Below are 14,155 nucleotides of genomic sequence, written 5' to 3' on the forward strand. Positions count from 1 at the left end.
GCCGTTTTCGGATGCGATAGGAGGGCCGTCCGCTTCATGCGGGCGGCCTTTTCTTTTGGAGCTTTGCCGATGAATGCGTTCCTGGGCCTGTTTATTGCCCTGTCGCTGTCCGCCCTTTCCGCCTGCAATAGGGAGGAGCAAATCGAAGGACCTACCGTGGCTGAAAGTCGTCTGCTCGACGATACGGAGACGATGCTCGACAATCTCGCGACAAACGAAAAGAGGCCGGCGAACGCCGAAGCGCCCACCGGCCCCAAACATCGTGGCGATGAACCCGCAGAGGGTTCAGAGACCGGCGCGCACTAACCGGCGCCGATCCCTTGGGCGGCGGACTTAGAAGTCCATACCGCCCATGCCGCCCATTCCGCCGCCCATCGGCATCGACGGCTTGTCGTCCGGCAGTTCCGCGATGGTGGCTTCAGTAGTGATCAGGAGGCCGGCAACCGAAGCCGCGTCCTGTAGAGCCGTACGCACAACCTTGGTCGGGTCGATGACGCCGGCTTGCACCAGGTTTTCATAGGTGTCGGTGGATGCGTTGAAGCCCTTGGTCTGGTCCCCTTCGCGGAGGAGGTTACCGGCAACGACCGCGCCGTCATGGCCCGCATTCTGGGCAATCTGACGAGCCGGGGCCTCGATCGCCTTGCGGACGATGTCGATGCCGCGGGTCTGGTCGTCGTTGGCACCCTTCAGGCCCTCAAGCGCCTTGGTGGCATAAAGCAGCGCGGTGCCGCCGCCAGGAACAATACCTTCCTCGACCGCGGCGCGGGTCGCATGCAGCGCGTCGTCAACGCGGTCCTTGCGCTCCTTCACCTCGACCTCGGTTGCGCCGCCGACCTTGATCACGGCAACGCCGCCGGCGAGCTTGGCGAGACGCTCCTGGAGCTTCTCACGGTCATAGTCGCTAGTGGTGTTGTCGATCTGCTGGCGGATGGCGCCCGTGCGCGCTTCAATCGCCTCCTTGGTTCCCGAGCCGTCGACCAGGGTGGTGTTGTCCTTGTCGATCACGACCTTCTTGGCGGTGCCGAGCATGTTCACAGTGACATTCTCTAGCTTGATGCCGAGATCTTCCGAGATCATCTCACCGCCCGTCAGGATCGCGATATCTTCCAGCATGGCCTTGCGGCGATCACCGAAGCCCGGTGCCTTAACGGCCGCGACCTTGAGGCCGCCGCGCAGCTTGTTGACAACCAGGGTCGCCAGCGCTTCGCCCTCGATGTCCTCAGCGATGATCAGCAGCGGACGGCCCGACTGCACGACGGCTTCGAGGATGGGCAGCATAGCCTGAAGATTGCTGAGCTTCTTTTCATGGATCAGGATATAGGGGTCGGCGAGCTCGACCTGCATCTTTTCCGGGTTGGTGATGAAGTAGGGCGAAAGATAGCCGCGGTCGAACTGCATGCCTTCGACAACGTCCAGTTCGAATTCGAGGCCCTTGGCTTCTTCGACCGTGATGACGCCTTCCTTGCCGACCTTTTCCATGGCTTCCGCGATCTTTTCGCCGACTTCGGTGTCGCCGTTGGCCGAGATGATGCCGACCTGGGCGATCTCATTCGAGCCGGCCACCGCCTTCGAACGGCCCTTAAGGTCTTCGACAACCTTGATCACGGCGAGGTCGATACCACGCTTCAGGTCCATCGGGTTCATGCCGGCAGCAACCGACTTCATGCCTTCGCGAACGATCGCTTGCGCGAGGACGGTCGCGGTAGTGGTTCCGTCACCGGCAATGTCGTTCGTCTTCGAAGCGACTTCGCGCAGCATCTGCGCACCCATGTTCTCGAACTTGTCCTTGAGCTCGATTTCTTTTGCGACGGTCACACCGTCCTTGGTGATGCGCGGAGCGCCGAAGCTCTTATCGATGACGACATTTCGGCCCTTAGGGCCCAGAGTCACCTTGACGGCATCGGCGAGGATATCGACGCCCTTGAGAATCCGCTCGCGCGCGTCGCGCGAGAATTTCACGTCCTTGGCTGCCATTTGGCTACCCTTTCTTGATCTTCAAAAGTCACGAAAGCCGCGGCACGTGCCGCGACGAATGGCGTGGAGGTCAGCCCACGATCCCGAGGATGTCGCTTTCCTTCATGATGATCAGGTCTTCGCCCGAGATCTTCACCTCGGTGCCCGACCACTTGCCGAACAGGATGCGATCGCCGGCCTTGACGTCCAGCGGCGTCACCTTGCCGTCTTCGGCCCGGGCGCCGGTGCCGACGGCGACGACTTCGCCTTCCTGCGGCTTTTCCTTGGCGGAGTCGGGAATGATGATCCCACCCGCGGTCTTTTCCTCAGCCTCGACGCGGCGGACGAGGACACGGTCATGAAGCGGCCTGAAAGACATAGTTTTGAGCCCCTAATGGTTTGCTTCGGTAAAACGATTCGGCTGGCACTCCCATCTATGGAGTGCCAGCAGTGCCGCGCATATGGGTTGGACGTCCCTAACCGTCAACACCCCCAAGTGACGCAAATTTACGAGCTGACGAGAAGGAGGCCTAGCCGGTCGCGGCGGCTCCACCGCCAGAGCATCAGAACCGCGACCATTCCGAGACCGGCGGCGAGGCCCATCCAAATGCCGATGCCGCGCCAGTCCAAGGCAAAGGCCAATGCCACACCTACGCCGAGGCCGATCGCCCAATAACCGAACAGGGCATAGACCATGGGCACGCGTGTATCGTGAAGGCCACGCAGCATGCCCGCACCAACGACCTGCGCGCCGTCCACGATCTGGAACAGAGCTGCAATCATCAAGAACGACACACCAAGTGCGATCACGGACGCGTTCTCGGCGGTGTCAGCAAGGAACAGGGTGATCAATTCGCGTGGAAAGGCATACATGATGGTCGCCATTACAGCCATGAACGCGATGCTGAGGCCAAACGCGGTCCAACCCGCGAGCGCCACACCGTCGCGGTCGCGGCGACCGTAGGCGAGGCCGACGCGGACCGTCGTGGCCTGCCCAAGCGCCAGTGGCACCATGAAGGTCGTCGCCGCGATCTGCAGCGCGATCTGGTGGGCGGCAACCGACGACGCACCGAAGAGTCCCATCAGATAGGCGGCCGCACTGAACACGCCGCCTTCGAAGCCCATGGTCAGACCGATCGGCCCGCCAAGCCGGAACATTGCGCGGAAGCGGGGCCAGTCCGATCGCCAGAACCGTCCGAACAATTGGAATCGGCGAAACTGCCGGTCGGACAGGATTACCGCGGCCAGCGCCAAGGCCATTGCCGCCCAGACGATCGAACTGCCCAAGCCGGCGCCGATTATTCCGAGGCGAGGCATGCCCAGATGACCGAATATCAACGACCAGCAGACCAGTGCGTTTAGCGGGATGCCCGTCGCGCTGATCACCAGAACCCATCCCGGCCGTTCCATTGCAGAAAGGAAGTTGCGCATCACTTGGAACAGCATCCAGGATGGGATGACCCACATGTAGCCGCGCAGGAAAATGCCGGCTAGCCGCGCCAATTCCGGCTCTTGCCCAAGCGCGAGAATAACGGGCTCCGCGTTCCACAGGACGATCATCGTGGGGATCGTCATAATCACCGCTGCCCACAGCGACTGGCGGAAGGTGCGCCTGACGTCGCGCACCGCATTGGATCGCTCGCCGAGCGCGCTGGCCATCATCGGGGACGAGGCGGTTAATACCCCTAGGGCGAACAAAATCATTCCGAATGACAGGCTAAGCGCCAACGCAGCGGCGGCCAATTCCTTAGGTCCCAGCCAACCGAGCAGGACAACATCGGTCGCCTGGATTAGCTGCATGGTCAGGTTGGCAAGCATTAGCGGCCACGCGAGGGCCATCGTCGCGTGAAGCTCCTCGCGCCAGCTCTGCCGACTGATAGTCCGTCCCCCGCGGTTCATGGCAGGCCGGTTAGCAGGTTCCCGCCTACAAGCCAGCGTTGCAGCCGGTCATCCGTCGAATTTCCTTGGGAGGGCTGCGCCCGCTGCGCTACGCGTCAGCACGAAGGAGTTCATCGATGCGGTTCGTGCGGGCAATCTGGAAGTTGCTGGTCGGCGTCAAGGACGCGCTTGTCCTGCTGTTCATGCTGATGTTCTTCGGTCTCATCTACGCGGCACTGTCAGCCAGGCCAGCGGCCATCGGCGACGGCGTGCTAGCGATGGACCTCGACGGCGTGCTGGTCGAACAGGCATCGCGACCCGACGCGCTGGCTGCCGCACTCGGCGCGAGCAGCGTGACCCGCGAATATCAACTGCGGGACCTGGTCGCTGCGCTTGACACCGCAGAGGACGATGATCGCGTCAAAGCGATTGCCCTCGACCTGGATGGCTTCATGGGCGGCGGACAGGCGTCACTGACCGCGCTTGGCCAAAAGATCGGTGAGGTTCGCAAGAGCGGCAAGCCGGTCATAGCCTTCGCCACCGGCTACACCGACGACCGCTACCAGCTAGCGGCCCACGCCTCCGAAATCTGGATGCCTGCGATGGGTGCGATGGCGGTCGCGGGCCCCGGCGGTAACAACCTCTATTTCAAGGGCCTGCTCGACAAGTTGGGTGTGACGGCCAACATTTATCGCGTCGGCACCTACAAGTCGGCGGTAGAGCCCTTCATTCGGAACGACATGTCGCCCGAAGCGCGCGAAAATGCGCAGGCGCTGGGTGACGCGCTGCTTGAAACATGGCGCGAAGATATTGCGCGCGGGCGACCCCAAGCAATCGCCGGCCTCAATCGCATGCTGACCGACCCGGTGGGGGTCACGCGGGCCGCCAATGGCAACCTGTCCCGGGCGGCGATGGACCTGAAGTTGATCGACAAGGTCGGCGAGCGCAAGCAGTTCGAAGCTCGCCTCGCCGAGCTTGGTGGCGAGGACGACAACGCGGTTCACGGCTACAAGCGCATCAAGCTTACATCCTACGAGGATCAGGCGATTGGCGACGACAAAGGTCCTATCGGCGTCGTCACGATCGCCGGGGAGATCGTCGACGGGAAAGCGGGGCCGGGCCGTGCGGGTGGCGAGACCATCGCCCGCGCCATCGAGAAAGGCCTCGCCAAGGAAGATCTAAAGGCGTTGGTCGTGCGGATCGACAGCCCCGGCGGATCAGCGCTAGCCTCGGAACGCATCCGGCAGGCTCTGCTCGCGGCCAAGGCGAAGAAGCTTCCGGTGGTTGTTTCGATGGGCAGCGTCGCCGCTTCAGGCGGCTACTGGGTCGCGACCCCTGGCGATTTCGTCTTTGCCGAACCGTCGACCGTGACCGGGTCGATCGGCGTATTTGGCGTCCTGCCGAGCTTCGAGGGCACGCTTGCGAAACTCGGCGTGGGGGCGGACGGCATCAAGACTACACCCCTATCCGGCGAACCGGACCTGCTTCGGGGTCCGTCGGAGGCCGCCGATGCGCTGGTTCAGGCGGGTGTAGAGCAGGTCTATGCGCGCTTCTTGTCAATCGTGGCGGAGTCGCGGAAAAAGACGCCGGCCGATATCGACCGCATCGCGCAAGGACGCGTGTGGGATGGCGGCACGGCTCGTCAGATCGGGCTGGTCGACGGCTTCGGCGGAATGGACGAGGCGATCGCCAAGGCTGCGGAACTGGCCAAGTTAGACGAGGGCCAGCGCGGCCTTACTTATCTTGAGCCGTCGCCGGCGTTTGCCGACACGCTGATGGAAGCGTTCGCCAATGAGGAAACGGACGAAAGCGACATGCCCGCCGACGCACTGGCGACGCTCTCCCCCGCGCCAGAAGCGCTGCTGGCACGGGCCATCGCAGACCTGCGCTCGATCCTCTCCGGGCCGACCATCCAGGCGCGCTGTCTGGAGTGTCCGCCCGCGGCAGCCGTGTCGCGGCTCAGTGCGGAGGACCGGGGCTGGCTGGCGAAGCTGCTCAGCTGGAGCTGATCCGCGGCGGCCCGCCGTTGCCGTTGCCGTTGCCGTTTATCTTCCGCTTGATCGTTAGCGGCAGGAGAACCAGCGCCAACAGTACCATGCCGAGCGCAAGCGCCGAGAAGGTCACGACCCACGGGTTGTTGGTTTCCTCGCGGCCCTGAAGGTCCATTATGTGAAGGCCCCACATGAAGTCGTAGACCCGCCACCATTTGGTGCGGCGCGCAACGATTTCTCCTGATCCGCCGTCGACGTAGAAATGGGTGCCGTCGTCCAGTCGAACGCGCCAGCCGTCCATCGCCCGGCGCAACTCCAGCGGTGGGCTGTTCGAATCGACGCGACTTGTTTCCACGACTTTGGCCGTGCCGGTGTAGCGGGCCATCACCTCGCGCGCTGCATCGGCTGCTCCTAGCCGGGGCAGCAGTTGCCCCGTCGTCGGATCGGCAAGGCGCGATCCGGCCCCGGCGATATCAAGCTCCCAGCGCGGGCCGTCCGCTCGTGGCTCAAGACTCAAGGTCGTCACTGGCAATCCCGCGACGCGCGGCAGAACAACCGGCATCAACATTTGCATCGGTTTCGGTGGTGCGATGAGATCGGTGCCCCGCACCTCCTCGATCGGCTTGGCGACCATCACCAAACCGGACACCGTCCAGAACAACATTGGAATGCCAACAAGCCAGCCAAGCCACACATGGTAGCGGCGCAGCGACGTACGAACCCCCATTCTCGTCTCCCGGTCACAGGCGCGAAACGAAGGTCCACCCGGTTGAACGCGGCCATGCCCAGGCCACCGGCATCGAATCAGCTTGGCGGGTGCGTAGCGGGCGGAATGCCGCACGTCATGATTTTTATATAATTAAGGTTAATCCTGAACCCGGCGGCTGGATCTAAATGTGGATGGGCTTGCCCTGTACCGCCATCGCCGCTTCCTTCAGCGCTTCGCTATGCGTCGGGTGCGCGTGACAGGTGTAGGCGACATCCTCGCTCGTCGCGCCAAACTCCATGGCCTGCGCGGCTTGGGCGATCATCGTGCCCGCGACCGAAGCGATGCACCACACGCCAAGCACGCGGTCGGACTTGGCATCCGAGATGACCTTCACGAAACCGTCAGGCTCGTGATTTGTCTTGGCGCGGCTGTTGGCCAGCATCGGGAACTTACCGACCTTGATCTCGCCCTTCTCCTTCGCCTGCTCTTCTGTCAGGCCGACGCCGGCGATCTCCGGCAGGGTGTAAACGACCGAAGGGATGACGTCGTGATTCACGATGCCGGTCAGGCCGGCGATATTCTCCGCAACCGCAATGCCCTCGTCTTCGGCCTTGTGGGCAAGCATGGGGCCGGGAATGACGTCGCCGACGGCCCAGACACCGTCGACCTTGGTGCGAAATTCATGGTCGGTTTCGATCTGACCGCGTTGGTTCGTCTCAAGGCCAATCTTGTCGAGGCCAAGGCCGTCGGTGTTCGGCTTGCGGCCAATGGACACGAGGACGCAATCAGCCTCCAGCGTTTCCGCATCGCCCCCCTTGGCCGGCTCCAGCGTCACCGTCGCCTTGCCGCCGTCGACCGTCACGCCCGTGACTTTGGTAGACAGCTTGAACTCGATGCCCTGTTTCTTAAAGATCTTGTTGGCTTCCCTGCGGACGTCGCCGTCCATTCCCGGGAGGATCTGGTCGAGGAATTCAACGCAGGTGACTTTGGCGCCCAGGCGCCGCCACACGCTGCCCAGTTCCAAGCCGATCACGCCACCACCGATGACGACCATGTGGGCCGGCACCTTCTCCAGCTCCAGCGCCCCCGTCGACGAGACGACGATCTTCTCGTCAACTTCGACGCCCGGAAGCGGCGTCACCGACGAGCCGGTGGCGATAACGATGTTCTTGGCTGTCACCTTTTGACCGGCGACTGTCACCGTGTGCGCGTCCTCGAATGACGCGCGGCCCTTCAGCCAGGCGACCTTGTTCTTCTTGAACAGGAATTCGATCCCGCCAGTCAAACCCTTCACCGCGTCGCGGCGCTGGGCGTGCATCGTACCGAGGTCGAGCTCGGGCGTGACCTTGATGCCCATCTTAGCCATCGAGCCATTAGCCGCCGCATCGAAATATTCCGACGCGTGGAGCATCGCCTTGGAAGGAATGCAGCCGACGTTGAGGCAGGTCCCGCCCAGCGTCTCGCGGCTTTCGGCGCAAGCAGTCTTCAGGCCTAGCTGCGCAGCGCGGATGGCCGCGACATAACCGCCGGGACCGGAGCCGATTACCAGGACGTCATAGTCGAAGTCAGCCATTGTCATTCCTTACAGGTCGATCAGCAAGCGCGTCGGATCCTCGATTGCTTCCTTGATCCGAACTAGGAACGTTACCGCCTCACGGCCGTCAACGAGGCGGTGGTCGTAGGTCAGCGCGAGGTACATCATCGGCTTGGCGACGATCTGGCCGTCGCGCACCACCGGCCGTTCCTCGATTCGGTGCAAGCCGAGCACTGCCGACTGCGGCGGGTTGACGATCGGCGTCGAAAGCAGCGATCCAAAGACGCCTCCGTTGGAGATTGTGAAGGTACCGCCCTTCATCTCCTCCATCGACAGCGTGCCTTCTTTCGCCTTCTTGCCAAAGCCGGCAATGGTCTTTTCGATCTCGGCAAAGCTCATAGCATCGGCGGAGCGGATCACCGGCACCAGCAGCCCCTTGGGCGCCGAAACCGCGACCGAAACATCCAGATAGTTGGAGTATACGATCTCGTCGCCTTCGATCCTCGCATTGACCGCAGGAACGTCGCGCGCAGCGAGTGCCGCTGCCTTCACGAAGAAGCTCATGAAGCCGAGGCGAATGCCGTGCTTCCTTTCGAAGAGGTCCTTGTAGCGGTTGCGTGCATCGATCACCGCCGACATGTCCACGTCGTTGAATGTGGTCAACAGCGCTGCTGTATTCTGCGCATCCTTCAGACGGGTCGCGATCGTCTGGCGAAGGCGCGTCACCTTGACCCGCTCTTCGGTGCGATCCGCGCGGGCGGCAGGCGCCTTGGGAGCCGGCGCGGCTGCCTGCGAAACGGGCGCGGTCGTTACGGCCGGAGCGGGCGAAGCTTCCTTAGACCGGGCTGCGGCGAGCACATCGTCCTTGGTTAGGCGGCCGTCCTTACCTGATCCCTTGATGGAAGAGGGGTCGACATGGTGCTCGAGGACTGCTCGGCGCACCGCGGGCGAAAGGGTCAGCGAGGCATCAGCGGCAGCCGCACCCTCGCGTAGTGCAGGGTTTTCGCCCGCACCCGCCGGATTGACCGCACCGCCCGAAACCGTGGCTTGTGCCTCGCCTGTCGCGGGTTCCGCTGCCGCAGGCGCCTCGGCGGCCGCCGAGGCCGCGCCGCCTTCACTGACGCGCGCGATGATCGCGCCGACTTCGACGGTATCGCCTTCTGCAAACAATTGCTCGGCCAGCGTGCCAGCGACCGGTGACGGAACTTCGACCGACACCTTATCCGTTTCCAGGCTGGCAATCGGCTCGTCGAGCGCGACAGTCTCGCCCGGCTTCTTCAGCCACTGCCCAATCGTGGCCTCGGTGATCGATTCACCAAGTGTTGGAACCTTCACATCGGTGGCCATTGGCGCCTCTTTTTCCTTACAAAACCTTGGCGGTGACGGGTGCGGCTGAACGGCTGCTATGCCCCAGCGCGTCGGCGATCAAAGCTGCCTGCTCGGCCGCGTGGCGCTTGGCAAGGCCGGTCGCCGGGGAGGCCGCAGCGGCGCGCCCCGCATACCGCGGGCGCATGCCGCCGTGCCCGGACTCGGCCAGGGACTGCTCCAGCACATCCTCCACGAAATGCCAGCTACCGTTGTTCTTCGGCTCTTCCTGAGCCCAGACCAATTCGTCCAGCTTCGGCATGGCCGCCAGCCGCTTAACCAGCGGTTCCGCCGGGAACGGATAAATCTGTTCGATGCGGATGATTTCAGTCCCCGTGTCGCCAGCAGCATCTCGTGCTTCCATCAGCTCATAGCTGACCTTACCGCTGCACAGTACAACGCGGCGCGTCTTGCCCTGTGCCGGCGGGTTGAGATCGCTCAGGATACGCTTGAAATGACCTTCGCCCGTGAAGTCGTCGCGCTTCGAGACGGCCAGCTTGTGCCGCAGCAGCGACTTGGGCGTCATGATGATCAGCGGCTTGCGGAAGTCCCGGTGCATCTGCCGGCGCAGGATATGAAAGTAGTTGGCTGGCGTGGTGCAGTTGGCGACCTGGATATTATCCTCGGCGCATAGCTGCAGGTAACGCTCCAAGCGCGCGGAACTATGTTCCGGCCCCTGCCCTTCGAAACCGTGCGGCAGTAGCATGGTCAATCCCGACGCGCGAAGCCACTTGGCCTCTCCGGCCGCGATGAACTGGTCGATAATGGTCTGCGCGCCATTGGCGAAGTCGCCAAATTGGCCTTCCCAAAGCACCAGCGTGCGCGGGTCGGTGATCGAATAGCCATATTCGAATCCGAGAACACCAAATTCGGACAGTGGGCTGTCGCGAACTTCGAAACGCGGCCCCTTGTCGGCGCCATCGTTGATTTGGCGAAGCGGAATGAATTTCTCGCCGCTCCTCTGGTCCACCCAGACGGCATGACGATGGCTGAACGTGCCGCGACCCGAATCCTGGCCAGACAAACGGACGCTGTAGCCATCTTCGACTAGACTACCGAACGCCAGCGCTTCCGCCGTTGCCCAATCGATACCTTCTCCGGCCACGAGTGCCTTCTTCTTGGCGTCGATGATCCGGCCCAGGGTCTTGTGGACCGTCAGGCCGTCCGGAACTGTGGTCAACAGCGCGCTGAGCTGATCGAACTGCTCTTCCGTGATGGCGGTGTTGACGTTGCGGCGCGCGTCGACCGGCTCGCCCGGACGCCCGAGACCGTGCCAGCGGCCTTCGAACCAGTCCGCCTTGTTGGGCAGGTAACTGGTTCCCGCTTCGAATTCACTTTCGAGTAGCGTCGTGAACTGCTTCGTCTTCTCGTCGACCCACGCTTGGTCGACCACGCCTTCGCCCATCAGTCGACGACCGTAAATCTGGCTGATCGGCGGATGCGCGCGGATGGCGTCGTACATCAGGGGCTGGGTGAAGCTCGGCTCGTCGCCTTCATTGTGGCCGAAACGACGGTAGCACCACATGTCGATGACGATGTCTCGGTTGAATTCCTGACGATACTCGATTGCCAGCTTGCAGGCGAACGTGACCGCCTCGGGATCGTCGCCATTCACGTGCAGGATCGGCGCCTGAATGCCCTTGGCTACGTCCGACGGATAGGGTGACGAGCGCGCAAACTGCGGGCTGGTCGTGAAGCCGACCTGATTGTTGATGACGAAGTGGATGCAGCCACCGGTGCCGTAGCCGGGGAGGCCGGAGAAACCGAGGCATTCCCAGACGATGCCCTGTCCGGCAAAGGCGGCGTCACCGTGCAGCAGGACCGGCAAGACCGAATCCCCGTGCTTGTCGCCACGCAATGTCTGCGCAGCACGACTCTTGCCCAGCACAACCGGATTTACCGCTTCAAGATGCGACGGGTTCGGAACAAGGCTCAGGTGAACCTTGTTGCCGTCGAATTCCCGGTCCGACGAAGTGCCGAGGTGATATTTCACGTCGCCCGACCCGCCGACATCGGCCGGGTTGGTCGCACCGCCCGCGAATTCGTGGAAGATGGCCCGGTAGGGCTTGCCCATGACGTTTGCGAGGACGTTGAGCCGCCCGCGGTGGGCCATGCCGACGGTAATTTCCGTCACGCCCATCTGCCCGCCATATTTGATGAGCGCCTCAAGCGCCGGGACCGCGCTCTCACCGCCGTCGAGCCCGAAGCGTTTCGTCCCAACATATTTCTTAGCGAGGAATTTTTCCCACTGTTCGCCGTGGATTACCTTTTCGAGGATCGACCGCTTGCCCTCGCGGGTAAAGACGATCTCGGCGTCCTTCCCCTCCATCCGGTCTTGGAGGAAGCGGCGCTCATCCAGATCGTTGATGTGCATATATTCGAGGCCAACGGTGCCACAGTAGTTCGACTGAAGCACCGGCAGAATCTCGCGGATCGACGCCTGCTGAAAACCCAACACCCCGCCCAGCCATATCTTCCGGTCGAGGTCACTCTCGCCAAAGCCATGGTAGGCCGGAGTCAGGTCTTCCGGCAGTTCATGGTGCGACAGGCCCAATGGATCGAGCTTGGCCGCCAGATGCCCGCGCACGCGGTAGGTGCGGATCAGCATCATCGCGCGAATGGAATCGTCGGCGGCGCGGTGAACCGCGGCTTCATCGGCCGTTCCGGTCGCCACTGCGGCCATCTTCGCCGCCGCCGCAACCTTCTCGAGCGTCGCTTCGGTCGGGTCGAGGCCGAGATTCACTTCGTCCAGCACCGACACCGGCCAGTTCGGCCGTGCCCAGCTGGGACCTTGCTCCCGGTCGATCGCCATCGAATCCATGACGGTGATTAGCCTTTCAGAAGCTCCGTGAGGGTCGTTCCGAGCTCAGATGGGCTCGGCGAGACGCGAATTCCAGCCGCCTCCATTGCCGCGATCTTGTCGTCGGCACCGCCCTTCCCGCCCGACACGATCGCGCCGGCATGGCCCATGCGGCGCCCCGGGGGAGCTGTACGACCGGCGATGAAGCCGACCATCGGCTTCTTGCGGCCGCGTTTAGCTTCGTCGATCAGGAACTGTGCTGCCTGCTCTTCCGCGTCGCCGCCGATTTCGCCGATCATGATAATCGACTTGGTCTCGTCGTCCGCCAGGAACAGTTCGAGTACGTCGATGAAGTTGGTGCCGTTTACGGGGTCGCCGCCAATGCCCACCGCAGTGGTCTGGCCCAATCCTTCGTTCGTCGTCTGGAACACGGCCTCATAGGTCAGGGTGCCGGAACGAGAAACAACGCCAACGCTGCCCTTTTTGAAAATGTTGCCCGGCATAATGCCGATCTTGCATTCTTCAGGGGTCAGGACGCCTGGGCAGTTAGGACCGATCAGGCGCGATCTGCTGCCCGACAGGGCACGCTTGACCTTGACCATGTCGAGCACTGGAATGCCTTCGGTGATCGCGACGATCAGCGGAATTTCGGCGTCGATCGCTTCCAGGATCGAGTCGGCCGCGAAGGGAGGCGGGACATAGATCACCGACGCATCCGCCCCGGTCGCTTCCTTGGCCTCCAGCACGGTGTTGAATACCGGCAGGCCTATGTGGGTCGTGCCGCCCTTGCCGGGGGTTACGCCGCCGACCATCTGAGTCCCGTAGGCCAGCGCCTGCTGGGTGTGGAAGGTGCCAGTTTCGCCGGTCATCCCCTGAGTGATGACCTTGGTGTTCTTGTTGACGAGAATGGACATCAGGCAAGGGTCCCATCGATTTGTTTGCAGGCGACGAGCAGTTCCTTGACTGCGTCGACACTAATCTGGAAATTCTGCTTGGCCTCATCGTCGAGGGCGATCTCGATGACTTCTTCGGCGCCGTTCGCGCCGATCACGGTCGGCACGCCCACGTACAGGCCGTCGAGGCCATACTTGCCCTCGACATAAACTGCGCAGGGCAGGATACGCTTCTGGTCACCCAGATAGGCTTCCGCCATCGCGATTGCCGAGGTTGCGGGCGCGTAATAGGCTGAACCGGTCTTGAGAAGCGCGACGATTTCGCCGCCACCACCGCGGGTGCGCTTGACGATTTCGTCGATCCTTTCCTTCGACGACCTGCCCATCTTGACGAGGTCGTCGACCGGGATGCCACTGATCGTCGTGTAGCTGGTGACAGGAACCATCGTGTCACCGTGGCCGCCCAGCACAAAGGCGTTCACGTCCTTCACCGACACGCCGAACTCCTCGGCAAGGAAGGTAGCGAAGCGCGCCGAATCGAGGACGCCGGCCATGCCGACGACCTTGTTGTGCGGCAGCCCGGAGAATTCGCGCAAGGCCCAGACCATCGCGTCCAGCGGGTTGGTAATGCAGATGACAAATGCGTTCGGGCAGTGCTGCTTGATGCCCGCGCCCACGGCCTTCATTACGCTGAGGTTGATACCCAACAGATCGTCGCGGCTCATGCCGGGCTTGCGCGGCACGCCGGCGGTAACGATGACAACGTCGGAGCCGGCAAGATCGGCGTAGTCGTTGGTGCCTTTGATATTGGCGTCGAAGCCTTCGATTGGCCCACACTGGCTAAGATCCAGCGCCTTGCCCTGTGGCATGCCCTCGGCAATGTCGAACAGGACGATGTCGCCCATTTCCTTCTTCGCCGCGAGGTGGGCCAGCGTCCCGCCGATCATGCCTGCGCCAATCAGCGCGATCTTCTTGCGAGCCATAGGGGTCTACGACCTTTCTTCGTGATGGAATGTGCGGGCAATGCCGCGT

General features: G+C 62.7%; 11 protein-coding genes. 2 read left to right on the forward strand and 9 right to left on the reverse strand.

Annotation, left to right across the window (positions count from 1 at the left end):
• The first annotated feature begins 36 nt into the window (after positions 1–36).
• Positions 37–306: a hypothetical protein gene (locus tag D3M59_RS03595; RefSeq protein WP_147416690.1), complete on the forward strand. Its 270-nt coding sequence runs from the start codon at positions 37–39 to the stop codon at positions 304–306.
• Positions 307–333: 27 nt separating this feature from the next.
• Here D3M59_RS03595 and groL read toward each other — a convergent pair whose 3' ends face one another.
• The 3 genes from groL to D3M59_RS03610 all read right to left on the reverse strand — a co-directional run bounded on the left by groL (position 334) and on the right by D3M59_RS03610 (position 3,852).
• Positions 334–1,974, reverse strand: a complete 1,641-nt coding sequence (gene groL / locus D3M59_RS03600; RefSeq protein ID WP_119531652.1) for a chaperonin GroEL — start codon at positions 1,972–1,974, stop codon at positions 334–336.
• Between the two features lie 70 nt (positions 1,975–2,044).
• Entirely contained in the window at positions 2,045–2,332 is a 288-nt protein-coding gene (gene groES, locus D3M59_RS03605; RefSeq protein WP_119531654.1) for a co-chaperone GroES, read from the reverse strand.
• Positions 2,333–2,460: 128 nt separating this feature from the next.
• Entirely contained in the window at positions 2,461–3,852 is a 1,392-nt protein-coding gene (locus D3M59_RS03610; RefSeq protein ID WP_119531656.1) for an MATE family efflux transporter, read from the reverse strand.
• 116 nt (positions 3,853–3,968) lie between these two features.
• Here D3M59_RS03610 and sppA point away from each other — a divergent pair, with 116 nt between their 5' ends.
• Positions 3,969–5,840 (forward strand): signal peptide peptidase SppA, encoded by a 1,872-nt coding sequence (gene sppA, locus D3M59_RS03615; protein ID WP_119531658.1) that lies wholly within the window; start codon positions 3,969–3,971, stop codon positions 5,838–5,840.
• Here the strand turns inward: sppA and D3M59_RS03620 are convergent.
• From D3M59_RS03620 to mdh, 6 genes are all read right to left on the reverse strand, one after another.
• Entirely contained in the window at positions 5,827–6,549 is a 723-nt protein-coding gene (locus D3M59_RS03620) for a PepSY domain-containing protein (RefSeq protein WP_119531660.1), read from the reverse strand. The genes sppA and D3M59_RS03620 overlap by 14 nt on opposite strands.
• Positions 6,550–6,712: 163 nt before the next feature.
• Positions 6,713–8,104 (reverse strand): dihydrolipoyl dehydrogenase, encoded by a 1,392-nt coding sequence (gene lpdA, locus D3M59_RS03625; RefSeq protein WP_119532853.1) that lies wholly within the window; start codon positions 8,102–8,104, stop codon positions 6,713–6,715.
• Between the two features lie 9 nt (positions 8,105–8,113).
• Positions 8,114–9,412, reverse strand: coding sequence for a 2-oxoglutarate dehydrogenase complex dihydrolipoyllysine-residue succinyltransferase (gene odhB, locus D3M59_RS03630; RefSeq protein ID WP_119531662.1), 1,299 nt, complete (start codon positions 9,410–9,412; stop codon positions 8,114–8,116).
• 16 nt (positions 9,413–9,428) lie between these two features.
• Positions 9,429–12,251 carry a 2-oxoglutarate dehydrogenase E1 component gene (locus D3M59_RS03635; RefSeq protein ID WP_119531664.1) on the reverse strand — a complete coding sequence of 941 codons (2,823 nt, stop codon included), beginning with the start codon at positions 12,249–12,251 and terminating at the stop codon, positions 9,429–9,431.
• A gap of 8 nt (positions 12,252–12,259) precedes the next feature.
• Complete coding sequence (gene sucD, locus D3M59_RS03640) at positions 12,260–13,144, reverse strand: succinate--CoA ligase subunit alpha (RefSeq protein ID WP_119531666.1); 885 nt, start codon at positions 13,142–13,144, stop codon at positions 12,260–12,262.
• Positions 13,144–14,106 (reverse strand): malate dehydrogenase, encoded by a 963-nt coding sequence (mdh, locus tag D3M59_RS03645; protein WP_119531668.1) that lies wholly within the window; start codon positions 14,104–14,106, stop codon positions 13,144–13,146. Before mdh ends, sucD begins: the two co-directional genes overlap by 1 nt.
• Positions 14,107–14,155: the final 49 nt, after the last annotated feature.

The sequence above is a fragment of the Sphingomonas edaphi genome (assembly GCF_003583725.1).
GTDB lineage: Bacteria > Pseudomonadota > Alphaproteobacteria > Sphingomonadales > Sphingomonadaceae > Sphingomicrobium > Sphingomicrobium edaphi.